Source organism: Streptomyces sp. NPDC007856, from assembly GCF_042868225.1.
Lineage (GTDB): Bacteria > Actinomycetota > Actinomycetes > Streptomycetales > Streptomycetaceae > Streptomyces.
The window spans coordinates 502,335-515,332 of sequence record NZ_JBIAEC010000001.1 but is presented as its reverse complement, the minus strand read 5'-3'; the positions used below and the strand labels follow the sequence as shown (position 1 = coordinate 515,332).

The following is a 12,998-nucleotide window of genomic DNA, read 5'->3' as shown; positions in this document are numbered from 1 at the left end:
TGCTAATTTCCGCCCGTATGACGACCTCCCGCATGACGACCTACTCCGCCGGAGAGAAGCAGACGCTGCACGCGAGCCTGGACCGGCACCGGAACGCCGTGCTGTGGAAGCTGGACGGCCTCGACGACGAGCAGCTGCGCCGGCCGCTGACACCGTCCGGCACCAACCTGCTGGGCCTGGTGAAACATCTGGCCTGCGTCGAGTACGGCTGGTTCGTGGACACGTTCGGCGGCGAGGCCGAGCCTTTGTGGTTCGACCCCCATGACGACATGCGGGTCACCCCCGAGGAGACGACCGAGCGGATCGTCGCCTTCTACGGCCGCGCCCGCGCCGCCGCCGACGCCGTGATCAACGAGCTGCCACTGGACGCCCAGGGCAGCCCGGCCTGGCGGGACATCACCGTGACCCTGCGCTGGACCCTGGTCCACATGGTGGAGGAGACCGCACGGCACGCCGGCCACATGGACATCCTGCGGGAGCTGATCGACGGCGCCACCGGGGACCATCCGCCGGTCACCGGCGCCGGCTGACCGTGCCGTACATCGCCCCGTACGCCGCCTGGGCCGTGGCCGCGTCGAGCAGGTCGGCGTCCAGGTGACGGCGGGCCGCTCGGGCGGCGGGTCCCTAGGGCACCAGGTCGTGCGTGTGCACCAGCCCCCACAGCGTCATGAGCAGGGCGCCGAAACGGGCCAGCAGGTGGAGCGGGCCGTCCGGCGGACCCTCGCGGGTGGCCCAGCGGGCGGCTGTCGTGCCGCCGACCTCCGGGACGCGCTCCACTCCGCGCCGGCGGAGCGTCGGCGGTGGCGTAGACGACGTGCGGGACCTGGGCGTGGATCAGCGCGCCGCTGCACAGCGGTGGCCTCCCGGCCGCGACGGCATTGCCCTCCGGGTCGTACAGCGCGGCACCGATGGGTCGGCTGCCGGCCCGCAGCGCCTCCCAGGCCAACTCGAAGGGAAGGCGCCAGAGGAGGGGGATCGAGGTCACGGGGCCGCCCCCGGCCCCCCGAGCACGAGGAGGATGTGCTCGTCGTCGCCGTGCCGGATCGTGCCGGCCCGCTCGAAGCCGTGTCTCTCCAGCAGCCGGACGGAGGCGGTGTTGCCGCCGAAGGGGTCGGCGTACAGGGGCCGTACGCGCTCCAGCTCCAGGAAGAGGCCGAGGGCGCGGGTGCCGACGCCGCCGCCCCAGTACGGCCGCCCGAGCCAGTAGCCGACGAACCGCCGCTCGCCCTCCGTCCAGGAAACGACGTGCCCGGCGGCCGCACCGCCCACGGTGACCGTCCGCACGAGGCAGTCCGGATCGCCGAGAACACGCTCTCGCCAGTGCCGCAGGAAGGCGTCCCGCGGCCGGGGCGTGAATCTCGACCGCCGGACGGCCTCCGGGTCGTGCTCATAGGAGAGGAAGGCGAACAGGTCGTCGTCCGTGACGCCCCGAAGGCTCACTTCGTCGCGCTCGTCGCGCTCGTCGGTCATGTCGGGCAGTGTGGCAGCCGCCACTGACAACGCCCCCCTGTCGCGTCAGGCCACCAGGGGCCGTACCTCCTCGGCGGCGAACCGCACGAACCCCTCCGGGTCGGGCTCGTCCCCGGTCGGCTGGAGCACGACGGTGTCGGCACCGGCCTCGGCGAGCCGCCGTACCGCCGCGGCCACGGCCGCCGCGTCCCCAGCGACCCCGACGCCCGGCACCGACTCAAGCCCCTCGTCGGCGAGTTCGGCCCGCAGCCGGGTGGCGGCGTCGGCCCCCGTGGCGGCGAGGAGATAGACGACGACCGGGTGCTGCTCGCCGCGCCCCGCCTCCTTCTGCCCCTCCTCGATGAGCTGCCGGGCCTGGCGTACGCCGTCCGGGGAGGTGGCGGCGGTGAGGAGGGTGCCGTCGGACTTGGCGCCGGAAAGGCGGAGGGTACGCGGGCCGGTGGCGCCGGTGAAGACGGGCACCGGTTGCTCCGGCGGCCAGTCGAGGGCGACGTCGTCGAGGGAGACGTACCGGCCCCGCACGGTGAGCCGTTCACCACCGAGCAGGGCGCGCAGGGCGTCGAGATGCTCGCCGAGGAGGGTGAGCGGGGAGGCGGCACGGGCACCGACCTGCCCCATCCAGTCCTGCACCCCGTGTCCGACGACGATGGTGGCCCGCCCCGGGAACATCCGGTGCAAGGAAGCGGCCTCCATCGCGGTGATTGCCACGTTCCTGAGGGGCACGGGCAGCAGCCCGACACCGACCCGCACCCGCTCGGTCCAGGCGAGCGCCGCGGCGGCGGTCGTCATGCCGCCCTCCCGGAAACAGTCCTCCCACAACCACAGTTCCTCAAGGCCTGCTTCGTCCGCCGCACGGGCCACCGCCCGCAGCCGCTCGGGCGGAAGCTGAGGGCGGAAGACGACACCGAGTCCAGTCATGGACCTCTTCCTAGTGGGGAGGACGTGGGGTGACAAGTGGTTGTGCCCGGCGGAGAGTTGGAGGGGACGGGGATGGGGATGGGGAGACGCTGGCGGGACGGGGTCGGGAGGGTGATCGTGCCACGGGGTGAGGGAACGGAGGACCCGCTGGTGCTTCCGCTGGAGATCTCGGCCTCCTACCGGGCCCGGACGAAGGGCCTGCTGGGCCGGGAGTCCATCGCCGGGGCGATGCTGCTGTCACCGGCGAGCGGGGTCCACACCTTCGGCATGCGCATCCCGATCGACGTCGCCTACCTGGACCGCCGCCTGACCGTCCTCGCCGTCCGCACCATGCCCCCGGGCCGCCTGGGCCTGCCCCGGCTGCGGGCACGGCACGTACTGGAGGCGGAGGCGGGGGTGATGGCGGGGTGGGGGCTGCGGGCGGGGGTGCGGGTGCGGGTGGAGGCCGGGGGCGACGCAGACGGTGTTCGCGATGGCGGTGTCGGCGATGCCGGTGGGGCGAACGGCCCGGGTTGAGGGCTGTTGTCAGTGGCACGTCCTAGCATCGCGGCATGAGAGCTTCAGGGACGTTCAAGGTCGAGGAGTTCACTCCGGCGGAGGTGCGACTGCCGGAGCCGGTGGTCGAGACGGCGGTGCCGGTCGGGGTGGCCACGATGCGGAAGCGGTACGAGGGTGAGGTCGCCGGGGTGTCGCAGACGCTGTTCACCGCGGCGTACGACCAGTCCAGTGGGACCGGCACGTATGTCGCCATGGAGTCCTTCGAGGGGAGCCTCGGCGGGAGAAGCGGCAGCTTCAACTTCGCCCACTCGGCGACGACCCTCGGAGAGGGCAGAGAGGCCGAGTTTTTCGTGATCGTGCCGGGGAGCGGGACGGGTGCGCTCGCCGGGATCCGAGGGGCCGGCGGTCTGCGGATCGATGCGGACGGCACCCATCGGATCTGGTTCGAGTACGAGGTGGGCGGCAGATCCTAGGGTTCCGCGGAAAATCGGACCCTGCCGATATCCACATGGTCAGCGGTTGAGGTCCACCCTTCGGAATGCGGGTGCGGTCAGCTCTCCGAGCGCGGAAAGGACACCTCGACACGTCGGTTCTTCCGCCGGCCCTCCTCCGTCGAGTTGTCGGCGATCGGATACTGCTCGCCGTAGCCGCGGACCTCGAAGGTGATGTTCGGGTCGTTCAGGTCCTGGCTCAGGACTGCCTGTACGGCGTTGGCGCGCTGCCTGGACAGGATGTCGCCGTGGGCGGACGAGCCGAGGTTGTCGGTGAACCCGAAGACGCGGACCCGGGTCGCGTTCTGCTTCTTGATCTCGTCGGCGATGGTGGCGATCCGCGCCTTGGCCTCTCCGCTGAGCCTGGCGCTGTCCTTGCTGAAGAGGACTTCGGCCTGGAGCGCGAAGGTGACGTCGGCGTTGGTGTCCTCACGCCGCTCGTCCCCGCTCTGGTCCTCTACGACCGACTTGATGTCCAACACCTTGGGCGCGGCGAGCGTGGCGCCCTCGGGAAGCTTGAGGTCGGGGTCGGTGGGGTCGATCTTCACCGGGGCGGCGGCGGAGGGCGCGGTGTCGGGGGGCTGACTGGGGTCCGTGTCGTCGGCGTAGGAGGGGGTGGCGGTGAGGAGGAGGGCGACGGCGGTGAGGGTGGCGGCGAGACGGGGGGTGGTCACTTTGGCCTCACCCGGAGATCTTGATGGTGGCGGAGGAGAGGGTGGGCAGTTGGAGGGTCACCTCGGTGGTGTTCGTGGGCGGGGAGGGGAACTGCATGAAGACCTGCAGTGACTGACCCGCCTTGAGCGTGCCGAGTCCGGTTGTGGTGAGCGGGCGGCCCTCTGTGTCGCGCAGTACGTAGTAGCGCTTCTTGCCCTTGGAGTCGACAAGGGTGGCTCCACCCAAGGACGGGCCGTTCTTGGTGATCTCGGTTTCATTGCCGCTAAGGACGGACGGGATGAGCAGATCACCGGCCCCGTCGTTCTTCAGGGTGCCGTTCACCGTGACGAAGCCACCAGAATCACGTTGCACGGAGGTGATCTGGAGAAGCAGGCCATCCGAACCCTTCAGTTCGGCCAGAGGTTGGTCCGACTGCCCCTCCTGGGCGCTCGGGCCGGAGTTGGCACCCTGGGAAGCGGACGCGGAACTGTGCGGCTTCTTGTCGTCGCCGGTGCCTCCGCCGCAGCCGGCCACACCGACAGCCAGACCAGCCGCAACGGTCAATGCGACCATCCCCCTGCGGGCCTTCGCAGTGAACCGAATGCTCATCGCTCCGCTTCCTTCGTCATTGATCGTTCGCTCGTCAGTCGGCCAGATGGACGTCGAAGAGGTCTTGGGGCTTCGGCAGCCCCGTTGTGTCGTCCGGCTTCAGATGCCAGACCTTGTCCCTGCAGGTGAGTTCGGGCAGGGCGGCGCCGTCCGCACCCTTGTCGGGGAGCTTGAAGGTGCAGAGGGGCTGGATCTCGGCGGTGGCGGAAGCCCTCGACTTGTAGTTCTCCGACCCGGGCACCACGGACCTGCCGACGGACTTGTTGGTCTGCACGTCGACCCGATACTTCAGCAGCCCTTGCGGAGAGCAGCCCGTCAACGAGGCATGGTTCTGCCCGGCGAGTTGATCGGCCCGCAAGCACGGGGCGACGTCGAACGTCACCCTGCCGTCGAAGATGTCCTGCCATTTGTTGGGATCGGCCAGTACGCGCACCCACTGGGCCGTGAGCTGCTCCCTCGCGTTCTGGGCCGCCGCAAGTGCTGCCGCATCCGCAGCTGTCTGGGCACCGCTGCGATTCACCGACGCCTGGCCGACCGCGAGGTAGGCCAACGCAAGAAAGAGCAGGCCTGCCACCACCGTGATGTAGATGGGGAAGGCCTGCCCCGCGTCGCGGCGTGGAGAAATCAGCCGCCGGTGACCTGGGCGATCTTGTTCCTGATCGCGTCGAAGATCGTCTGACCGATGCTCGTACCCGTGATCGCCAACACGATGGCCACCACCACCGCGATGATGCCCAGATACTCCACCGCGGTCTGCCCCTTGTCGCTGCGAGCAACCCGGGCCTGCAGGTACGCGACGGTGGTGTTGAACCAGTTGCTCATGGTGGTCCCCTCCGGGTTCGCCTCCGATCCGGGAAACGTACGCCGGGACCCAGCCCTCTTGAGAGGGCCCCAGGACCCAACCCCGGACCCATTCCCCCCGCCGTCCGCTCCCCCACGCTCCCACCTCAAGCCACCCCCAACCACTTCGCGGTCGCCTGGGACCGGGTGGTGGTCTGGAGCTTGGCGAAGATGCGGTTGATGTGGTTCTTGACCGTCTTCTCGGAGATGAAGCACGCGGCGGCGATCTGCTGGTTGGTCATGCCGGACGCGATGAGGTCCATGATCTCCGCCTCCCTCGTGCTCAGCCGGAAATGTGAACGGAATGACTGTCCCATGGAGGATTGCAGTTGCGAAAGAACTTGGGGCGCAGTTTTCCGCAAATATTGCGGGACTTGAGGTTCCGCCTGTGCAGGTGCACTGGCCCGCAACTCCGTCAGCAACGCCTTCGCCGCCCCGGGAGTCACATGCGGCCGCCCCTCCCGGACGTCCCGCACCGCCCGCACCAACTGCTCCGTCGTGAACTCGCCGTGCACCAGGTATCCCCCCGCCCCCAGCCGCAACGCCTCCCGCACGGTCTCCGTCTCATGGCTGTAGGTGAGCATCATGACCGGCGCCACCCGTACCAGGTGCGGCAATGCCGAGATTCCGTCGACTCCGGGCATGCGGACGTCGAGGAGGATGACGTCCGGGCGGTGCCGTACAGCCGCCTCGTACGCCTCCCGGCCGTCCGTCGCCTCCGCCACCACCGTGGTGTCCTCGCGGCCGGACAGCAGGGCCGTCAAACCCGCCCGGACCACGGGGTTGTCGTCGGCCACCAGCAGGCGCAGGGGAGGTGCAGCCGGTGCGGCCTCCTTCGGCCAAGGGGGACTGTGCTGCATGATGCCGCCTCCTCTCAGGCTTCCCGGGATGCGGGGTCGGAGCCGTTCATGGACGGCACGGAGGGCGTAAAGGACACGGAGGGCAGGAACGACACGGGAAGCTCCACCCGCACCTCCGTGCCCCGTTCGTGGTCGCCCCTGCCGATGCGGATCCTCGCGCCCATCTGCGCGGCCCGCTCCACCATGCCGAGCAGCCCGAAGTGGCCGGACTCGCGGAGCCGGTCGAGTGTGGTGCCGGGCGGCAGGCCCCGGCCGTCGTCGTGGATCGTGAGGCGCAGCAGGCTGCCGTGCACCGCCGCTGCCACCTCCACCTGGGTCGCGGAAGCGTGGCGGTACGCGTTCTCCAGCGCCTCCGTGGCGATGGAGAGAAGGTGACGGGACAAGGGGGCGGGCAGGGTGGGCAGGTCCGGAGCGCCGGCGGGGTCGTTCGGCCAGCGGCAGGTCACCCGCAGGCCCGTGCGGGTCGTGAAGCTCCGGGCCACGGAGGTCAGTTCGTGCCACACCGCCGTCTCGGTCTCCCCCAGCGGACCCGGCTGCTGTCGGCGCAGGTCCGTCAGCAGTTCCCGCGACTCCGCCGCCGCCCTGCGGGCCGAGCGGGACACCAGGTCCGCCTGTTGCCGGATGCGGCCGGGGTCGGGTGCGTCGGCGGAGGCGGTCGCGGCCAGGCCGTCCGCCGCGAGGGCCACGCCGTACAGGGTCTTGGCCACGGAGTCGTGCATCTCGCGGGCCAGCCGGGCGCGTTCCGCGCTCACCGCCTCCGCCGCCGCGAGGCGCGCATGGACCGTCGTCAGGGCGTGGGTCGCGGCGCCGAAGCGGAGCATCAGGTTGCGCAGGGTCGAGCCCATGGCGCCGGAGATCACGCACAGGCCGGGGAGCAGGAGGGCCTCGGCCACCGGGGCGTGGCGGTCGGCCTTCAGCGTGGCGTGGACCAGCAGCAGGATCAGGGACTGGAGGGAGGCGAAGCACGCCGCGCCGCGCCAGCTGTAGACCAGGCCGGCCAGCAGCGGGGTGCAGACGCTGACGTAGGCGAGGGTGGTGTCCGGGCCCGCCGAGATCAGGAGGAACGAGCCGAAGAGGGTGTCGGCGGCGAGGAGGCTGGGGTGGCGCAGGAGGAGCGGGCCGAAGCGTTCCCAGTCGCGGAAGAGGACGTACGACACCATGAAGGTGACCACCACGGCCGCGCCGACCAGGCGGGCGCCCAGGCCGGGGGCCGCGTGGAGCAGCGCGGCGGGCGCGGCCAGGGCGATCATGGCCAGGCGGAAGCCGAAGACCTGCCGGCACATGGCCTGCAGCGCACGGATCTGGATCTTCTCCGAGGGTTCGGCCCTGGCGGAATCCGCATGGGCAGTCGCCCGCCAGCGGCGTACGAACCAGCCCATGACCGCGCGCACCCGGCCGCCGGCCCCGGAGAACACTCCTCCCCCGCGCCCCATCAGCCCCGCCACCGTCACGCCCGCCTCACTTCCCCGTGAGCGAGCCGAAGTCCACGCCGGAGCCGAGGATCAGGCCGGCGCCCAGCAGCAGCATCGTGGCCGGGACCATGAACGTGGTGATCATCAGCGTGGCCTTGGGCACCGCGCGGGCGGCCTTGCGGCGGGCGTTCTGCGCGTCGGTGCGGCGCATGTCCTTGGCCAGGGAGACCAGCGTGTCCACGATGGGGGCGCCCAGTTCCTCCCCCTGCTGCAGTGCCGTCACGAACATCGCCACCTGTTCCGAGTCGTTCCTCCTCCGCAGCTCCGCGAAGGCTTGGCGGCGGCTCATGCCGAGGTCCATCTGGCGGAGGGTGATGCGCAGTTCGTCCGCCCAGGGGCCCTCGTACCTCGTCGCCACCCGGTCGAGAGCCTGGCGGAAGCCCAGCCCCGCGCTGACCACCACGGCCAGCACGTCCAGGAAGTCCGGCAGCGTGCGCTCGATGACGTCCCTGCGGACCCGGATCGCCGACCAGATGCCCACCTCCGTCCAGAAGGCGCCGAAGAGCAGCAGCAGTACGGCCACGAACCACTGCCCGCGCAGCAGGAACACCAGACAGCCGACCCCGCCCAGCGCGCCGTACACCGCGCGGCGGGCCGCGTAGCGGTCGATGGTCAGGCCGCCGGGGTTGCCCGCGAGGTCGATCTTGCGGCGGTACTTGGCCACCAGGCGCGGGCCCATCAGGCGCAGCACGGCGGGGGCGTAGCGCATGCCCATCCGGTCGATGACCGAGCCCACCGCGCCGGTGCGGGTGGCGCCGACCTCCAGGGCCACCGCCAGGTCGCCGGGGAGTTTCGCGTCCGCGCGGTACATCCGGAGGCCGACGAAGGCGCCCCAGACGCCGAGCCCCATCAGCAGGGCGAGCAGGAATCCCACCATCGGGCCGACCCTCCCCTCACACGTCGATCCGGCTCAGGCGCCGGATGAGGACGAATCCGACGGCGTACATCGCGAAGGCGATCAGCACGCAGGCCTGGCCGACCGGTGAGCCGGTCATGCGGGCCAGCGCGCCGTCCTTCACGCCGTTCATCAAGAACAGCGCGCCGACGCCGAGGACGGGGACGGCGTACGACGTCATGGTCACCTGGGAGAGCTGGGTGCGGATCTCACGCCGGGTCTCCTTGCGTTCCTCCAGGGTCTCGGTGAGGTTCCGCAGGGCGGACACCACCTGGCCGCCCGCCCGGTTGGACAGGACCAGGGTCGTGACGAGGACGACCAGCTCCCGGGACGGCAGCCGGTCGGCCAGTTCGCCGAGCGCGTCGTCGAGGGACTGGCCGATGGCCAACTGGTCGGAGACCTTGGCCAGTTCCTCGCCCGCCGGGGCCTCCAGCTCCTCCGCCGCCATGCCGATCGCGGTGCGCAGGGCGAGACCCGCCTGGGTGGCGTTGGCCAGGATTCGGGCGAGTTCCGGGAGTTGGTTGATGAAGCGCTCGATGCGTTTCTGCCGCTGCCAGTTGAGGAACTGCACCGCCGCCCAGATGCCGAGGAGGCCGGCGAGGGGACCGAAGAAGGGGGCCAGGGTGGCCTGGCCGATCAGCCAGAGAGCGGCGACGGTGGCGAGCATGTGGACGAAGAACTCGCCCGGGGTGACGTCCAGGCCGGTCGCCGTCAGGCGCAGCTCCAGCCAGCGGCCGAGGCGGGTGCGGCGCAGTCGCCGGTCCAGGTCGCGGAAGCGGCGCCTGCGGCCGGTCGCGAGGACCGGGCCGGTGTGGGTGAGCCGGTCCACGAGGGCCGCGCGCTGGGCCCGGCCCGAGGCGTAGGTGTGTACGCCGGCCACCGCCAGGACGCAGGTCAGCAGCGTCACTCCGGTGGTGAGCTGGACGAGGGTGTGGAGTTCCATGGGTGGCCTACCTGGCTTCTCGGGTGGCGAGCTGGTCCACGGAGTGGGCGACTCCGAAGGCCTGCGGGACGGGCTGGCTCGCCATGTAGAGGCGGTCGGCGGTACGGCGGGGCAGGGGGAAGTACTGGAAGCTGCCGTACACGCGCCCGTCGGGGGTCATGGGCTGGGCGTCGAACCGGGCCACGGTCGCGATCCGGTACGGCTCCCCGCCGTGGCTGTCGAGCAGCGCGATCTCGGTGATCCGGCGGGCGCCGTCGGCGAACCGGGTGAGCTGGACGATGACGTCGACCGCGCTGTTGATCTGGTCGTGCAGGGCTACGAAGGGGACCTCGACGTCGGACATGGAGGCGAGGGTCTGCAGCCGGGTGAGCGCGTCCTCCGCGCTGTTCGCGTGCACGGTCGCCAGCGATCCGTCGTGGCCCGTCGACATCGCCTGGAGCATGTCGAGGGACTCGCCGCCGCGGACCTCACCGACCACGATCCGGTCCGGGCGCATCCGGAGGGAGTTGCGGACCAGGTCGCGGATGGTGACCTGGCCCTGGCCCTCGACGTTCGGCGGCCGCGACTCCAGCCGGACCACATGGGTCTGCTGGAGCTGGAGTTCGGCGGAGTCCTCGATGGTGATGATGCGCTCGTGGGACGGGATCAGGCCCGACAGCGCGTTCAGCAGGGTCGTCTTTCCCGTACCCGTGGCGCCGGAGACGATGATGTTGAACTTCGCCTGCACCAGCCCGGCCAGCAGATACAGCATGTGCTCGTCCAGCGAGCCGAAGGAGATCAGCTCCTGGAGGGTGAAGGAGCGCGGGAAGCGGCGGATGGTGAGGATCGGGCCGGTCAGCGACAGGGGCGGGATGATCACGTTGACGCGCTCGCCGGAGGGCAGACGGGCGTCCACCATCGGGTTCGACTCGTCCACCCGCCGGTTGACGGTGGACACGATCCGCTCGATGGTCTGCATCAGCTGGTCGGCGGAGGCGAACCGCAGGGGCAACTGCTCGACGCGGCCGCCTCGTTCGACGAAGATCGCGTCGGGGCCGTTCACCATGATCTCGGTGATCGACGCGTCTTCGAGGAGGGGCTCCAGAATGCCGAGGCCCAGCGCCTCGTCCACCACCCGGCGGATCAGCTGCGAGCGCTCGACCGTCGACAGCACCGGGCCCTCACGGCTGATGATGTGCCCGAGCACCCGCTCAAGGCGCGCCCGGCGCTCGGCCGCCGCGAGCGAACTCATCTCCGCGAGGTCGATCTCCTCCAGCAGCTTGGCCCGGTAGGAGGCGACCAGATGCTCGTCCTCGCCCCGGCTGCCGTGCTCCTCCGGAGTGCTGATGCGTGCGCGCAGGCTCATTTGCCGGCACCTCCTCGCTTAGTGGTCGAGCGGCATGGTGGCGGACTTGGTGGCATAGCCGAAGTCCCAGATGACCTTCGGGATCCTCACCTTGGCGATGACGGTCACGGAGCCGGCGCCTCCGGGGCCGGGTGCGCAGGTCACGGAGATCCCACTGCTCACGGCGTCCGCGCATGCTTGTGCGTACGACTGCTGGAGGGACGCCGCCCGCGCCCCCGCCCGGGCCGCCGTACCGGCCTGCTCGGCGGCGTAGGCGACGGCGCCGATCTGGATGCCGGCCAGCCCGACGAGCAGCAGTACGGGAACGAACCCGAGGTACTCGATGGCGACCTGGCCCCGGTCGCGTCCACGGCGGTGCGGCATCTCAGTGCTTCACCTCCTCGACGGCGCCGGCGTGGCCGTACACCGTGACGGGGAAGTCGATGGAACCGGGGAAGAGGACGGGGACTTTGATGCCGACCTTCGCGGTCACATAGCCGGTCCCCCCGCACTCGTCCACGCTCGCTCCCCCTCGCCACGCCCCCGACAGATGCTTCAGCGCCGCCTGTCGGCACACCCCGTACCGCTCCCCCCGAGGCGCCGCCGTCCCCGCCCGCACCCCCTCGTCCGCAGCATTCCCCGCGAGTGTGAAGGCGTACCCCACCAGCACGGCCTGCCACACGAGCACCAACGTCAGGACGATCAGCGGCGTCATCCCCAGGAACTCGATACTGACCTGCCCCCGATCCCCACCCGGCCTCCTCATGGAGCACTCACTCCTTCCGCCGCCGGAACCCGCCCGGACCACGCCCGCTCCCCCGATGGCCCGCGGCTCCCTCGGCCGCCCGCACCAGCCCCAGCTCCCCCGCGAGCCCCCACAGCGCCTGCTTCACCGTGCTCCTGCTGTCGAGCTCATGGACCCGGCCGGCATCCACAACGGCCTGAAGTTCCTTGAAGTTGGCGGGAATCGCCGTACGCGCCAGCGCGGTTCCGGTGATCCGCTGCACGAGCGCGGGCTGGATCTCCGTACTGCGCGTGTGCCGGTTGACGACCACCGTCGTCTCCTCGGCCTTGCGGATCTGCAGCCGGTCCCACATCCGTACGGTCCGCTTGGCGGCGCGGACGGCGATGACGTCCGGGGTGGTGACCAGCAGCGCGATGTCGGCCATCTCCACCACCGCAGCACCGGCCCCGCTCAACTGGGCGCCGCAGTCGACGACGACCACCTCGTAGCGGGAGCGCAGGGCGCTGACGATCTGACGGGCGGCGCGGTCGGTGACCTCCTCGCCGCGTTCGCCCTCGCCGGGCGCGAGGAGCAGGGCGAGCCCGGTGTCGTGGCGGAAGACCGCGTCGGCGAGGACGCGGGGCGAGATGTCGGTGATGGCGGCGAGGTCGACCACGGACCGTCGGAACTGGATGTCCAGGTAGGAGGCGATGTCCCCGGTCTGCAGATCCAGGTCGACCAGAGCCGTCGCCCGCCCGGAGGCCTGCGCGGCGAGGGCGAGCTGAATGGCCGCCAGCGTCGCCCCGGCTCCCCCCTTCGCGCCGCTGACCGTGACGACCGTGCCGCCGACCCCGCCGAGCGCATCGGAGGCGCCGTGGCCGAGATGGCGCCGTACCCCGGTCGACCACTGGGCGACGGCCTGGACCCGGCTGGCGAGTTCCTCGTACGACAGCGGGAGCGCGACCAGGCCGCGGGCGCCGGAGTCCATGGCGGCGGAGAACAGACCGGGGCCGGCATCGGTGGTGACGAGGATGACGCCGACGGCGGGGAAGCGGAGCGCGACCTCGCGGATCAGCTCCAGGGCCGGTACCGGGCCGATCCGCTCGTGCACGACGACGACTTCCGGGAGTTCGTCCACGGACTCGGCGGCGAGCCGGGCGAGGGTGTCGACGAGCTGGGTGGAGTCACCGACCGGCGGCTGCGGTTCGGCGTCGGGGAGCTGGCTGAGCAGGGTGGTCAGGGAGCGTACGGCGTCCGGGTCGGCTCCCGCCGGGAGGATCCTGGTAGGCATGCGGGCCGC

Annotated in this window: 18 protein-coding genes; 3 read left to right on the top strand and 15 right to left on the bottom strand. The window is 71.0% G+C overall.

The features are described from left to right. Window positions 1-32 precede the first annotated feature (32 nt). A complete protein-coding gene (locus tag ACFYOH_RS02515; protein ID WP_388620271.1) occupies window positions 33-530 on the top strand; it encodes a DinB family protein in 498 nt (165 codons plus the stop codon). Between the two features lie 94 nt (window positions 531-624). Here the strand turns inward: ACFYOH_RS02515 and ACFYOH_RS02510 are convergent, their stop codons facing one another. The 3 genes from ACFYOH_RS02510 to ACFYOH_RS02500 all read right to left on the bottom strand — a co-directional run bounded on the left by ACFYOH_RS02510 (window position 625) and on the right by ACFYOH_RS02500 (window position 2,424). Next, window positions 625-777, bottom strand: a complete 153-nt coding sequence (locus ACFYOH_RS02510; protein ID WP_388620268.1) for a hypothetical protein — start codon at window positions 775-777, stop codon at window positions 625-627. Window positions 778-981: 204 nt separating this feature from the next. After that, window positions 982-1,470, bottom strand: coding sequence for a GNAT family N-acetyltransferase (locus tag ACFYOH_RS02505; RefSeq protein ID WP_388620265.1), 489 nt, complete (start codon window positions 1,468-1,470; stop codon window positions 982-984). A 45-nt stretch (window positions 1,471-1,515) separates the two neighbouring features. Next, window positions 1,516-2,424, bottom strand: coding sequence for an LLM class flavin-dependent oxidoreductase (locus ACFYOH_RS02500; protein ID WP_388620262.1), 909 nt, complete (start codon window positions 2,422-2,424; stop codon window positions 1,516-1,518). Between the two features lie 42 nt (window positions 2,425-2,466). On the opposite strand from ACFYOH_RS02500, the gene ACFYOH_RS02495 reads away from it, so the two are divergent. Further along, window positions 2,467-2,904, top strand: a complete 438-nt coding sequence (locus ACFYOH_RS02495; RefSeq protein WP_388621047.1) for a DUF192 domain-containing protein — start codon at window positions 2,467-2,469, stop codon at window positions 2,902-2,904. A gap of 35 nt (window positions 2,905-2,939) precedes the next feature. Then, a complete protein-coding gene (locus ACFYOH_RS02490; RefSeq protein ID WP_388620259.1) occupies window positions 2,940-3,359 on the top strand; it encodes a DUF3224 domain-containing protein in 420 nt (139 codons plus the stop codon). Between the two features lie 77 nt (window positions 3,360-3,436). Here the strand turns inward: ACFYOH_RS02490 and ACFYOH_RS02485 are convergent, their stop codons facing one another. The 12 genes from ACFYOH_RS02485 to ACFYOH_RS02430 all read right to left on the bottom strand — a co-directional run bounded on the left by ACFYOH_RS02485 (window position 3,437) and on the right by ACFYOH_RS02430 (window position 12,989). Beyond that, entirely contained in the window at window positions 3,437-4,051 is a 615-nt protein-coding gene (locus tag ACFYOH_RS02485; RefSeq protein WP_388620256.1) for an OmpA family protein, read from the bottom strand. Window positions 4,052-4,058: 7 nt separating this feature from the next. Then, window positions 4,059-4,640, bottom strand: a complete 582-nt coding sequence (locus ACFYOH_RS02480; RefSeq protein ID WP_388620254.1) for a hypothetical protein — start codon at window positions 4,638-4,640, stop codon at window positions 4,059-4,061. A gap of 34 nt (window positions 4,641-4,674) precedes the next feature. Further along, the gene (locus tag ACFYOH_RS02475; RefSeq protein ID WP_388621045.1) at window positions 4,675-5,265 is read right to left on the bottom strand and encodes a pilus assembly protein TadG-related protein; all 591 of its coding nucleotides are present in this window, start codon (window positions 5,263-5,265) and stop codon (window positions 4,675-4,677) included. After that, the gene (locus tag ACFYOH_RS02470) at window positions 5,265-5,462 is read right to left on the bottom strand and encodes a Flp family type IVb pilin (protein ID WP_388620251.1); all 198 of its coding nucleotides are present in this window, start codon (window positions 5,460-5,462) and stop codon (window positions 5,265-5,267) included. Before ACFYOH_RS02470 ends, ACFYOH_RS02475 begins: the two co-directional genes overlap by 1 nt. Window positions 5,463-5,587: 125 nt before the next feature. Further along, window positions 5,588-6,340, bottom strand: a complete 753-nt coding sequence (locus ACFYOH_RS02465) for a response regulator (RefSeq protein ID WP_388620248.1) — start codon at window positions 6,338-6,340, stop codon at window positions 5,588-5,590. A 14-nt stretch (window positions 6,341-6,354) separates the two neighbouring features. Then, on the bottom strand, window positions 6,355-7,719 hold the full coding sequence (locus ACFYOH_RS02460) for a sensor histidine kinase (protein WP_388621043.1): 1,365 nt from the start codon (window positions 7,717-7,719) through the stop codon (window positions 6,355-6,357). Between the two features lie 79 nt (window positions 7,720-7,798). Next, a complete protein-coding gene (locus tag ACFYOH_RS02455; protein ID WP_388621042.1) occupies window positions 7,799-8,686 on the bottom strand; it encodes a DUF5936 domain-containing protein in 888 nt (295 codons plus the stop codon). Between the two features lie 19 nt (window positions 8,687-8,705). Further along, the gene (locus tag ACFYOH_RS02450) at window positions 8,706-9,650 is read right to left on the bottom strand and encodes a type II secretion system F family protein (RefSeq protein ID WP_388620245.1); all 945 of its coding nucleotides are present in this window, start codon (window positions 9,648-9,650) and stop codon (window positions 8,706-8,708) included. A gap of 7 nt (window positions 9,651-9,657) precedes the next feature. After that, window positions 9,658-10,995: a CpaF family protein gene (locus tag ACFYOH_RS02445; protein ID WP_388620242.1), complete on the bottom strand. Its 1,338-nt coding sequence runs from the start codon at window positions 10,993-10,995 to the stop codon at window positions 9,658-9,660. An 18-nt stretch (window positions 10,996-11,013) separates the two neighbouring features. Then, window positions 11,014-11,358 carry a TadE/TadG family type IV pilus assembly protein gene (locus tag ACFYOH_RS02440; RefSeq protein ID WP_388620239.1) on the bottom strand — a complete coding sequence of 115 codons (345 nt, stop codon included), beginning with the start codon at window positions 11,356-11,358 and terminating at the stop codon, window positions 11,014-11,016. Between the two features lies 1 nt (window position 11,359). Further along, complete coding sequence (locus ACFYOH_RS02435) at window positions 11,360-11,740, bottom strand: TadE family protein (protein WP_388620237.1); 381 nt, start codon at window positions 11,738-11,740, stop codon at window positions 11,360-11,362. A gap of 7 nt (window positions 11,741-11,747) precedes the next feature. Continuing rightward, complete coding sequence (locus ACFYOH_RS02430) at window positions 11,748-12,989, bottom strand: CpaE family protein (protein WP_388620235.1); 1,242 nt, start codon at window positions 12,987-12,989, stop codon at window positions 11,748-11,750. Window positions 12,990-12,998 lie beyond the last annotated feature (9 nt).

Bases quoted from the DNA above. Each gene is read 5' to 3' on its own strand.
- ACFYOH_RS02515 (WP_388620271.1), top strand. From the start codon at position 33: ATGACGACCTACTCCGCCGGAGAGAAGCAGACGCTGCACGCGAGCCTG.
- ACFYOH_RS02505 (WP_388620265.1), bottom strand. From the start codon at position 1,470: ATGACCGACGAGCGCGACGAGCGCGACGAAGTGAGCCTTCGGGGCGTC.
- ACFYOH_RS02495 (WP_388621047.1), top strand. From the start codon at position 2,467: ATGGGGAGACGCTGGCGGGACGGGGTCGGGAGGGTGATCGTGCCACGG.
- ACFYOH_RS02490 (WP_388620259.1), top strand. From the start codon at position 2,940: ATGAGAGCTTCAGGGACGTTCAAGGTCGAGGAGTTCACTCCGGCGGAG.
- ACFYOH_RS02480 (WP_388620254.1), bottom strand. From the start codon at position 4,640: ATGAGCATTCGGTTCACTGCGAAGGCCCGCAGGGGGATGGTCGCATTG.
- ACFYOH_RS02470 (WP_388620251.1), bottom strand. From the start codon at position 5,462: ATGAGCAACTGGTTCAACACCACCGTCGCGTACCTGCAGGCCCGGGTT.
- ACFYOH_RS02465 (WP_388620248.1), bottom strand. From the start codon at position 6,340: ATGCAGCACAGTCCCCCTTGGCCGAAGGAGGCCGCACCGGCTGCACCT.
- ACFYOH_RS02460 (WP_388621043.1), bottom strand. From the start codon at position 7,719: ATGGGCTGGTTCGTACGCCGCTGGCGGGCGACTGCCCATGCGGATTCC.
- ACFYOH_RS02450 (WP_388620245.1), bottom strand. From the start codon at position 9,650: ATGGAACTCCACACCCTCGTCCAGCTCACCACCGGAGTGACGCTGCTG.
- ACFYOH_RS02445 (WP_388620242.1), bottom strand. From the start codon at position 10,995: ATGAGCCTGCGCGCACGCATCAGCACTCCGGAGGAGCACGGCAGCCGG.
- ACFYOH_RS02440 (WP_388620239.1), bottom strand. From the start codon at position 11,358: ATGCCGCACCGCCGTGGACGCGACCGGGGCCAGGTCGCCATCGAGTAC.
- ACFYOH_RS02435 (WP_388620237.1), bottom strand. From the start codon at position 11,740: ATGAGGAGGCCGGGTGGGGATCGGGGGCAGGTCAGTATCGAGTTCCTG.
- ACFYOH_RS02430 (WP_388620235.1), bottom strand. From the start codon at position 12,989: ATGCCTACCAGGATCCTCCCGGCGGGAGCCGACCCGGACGCCGTACGC.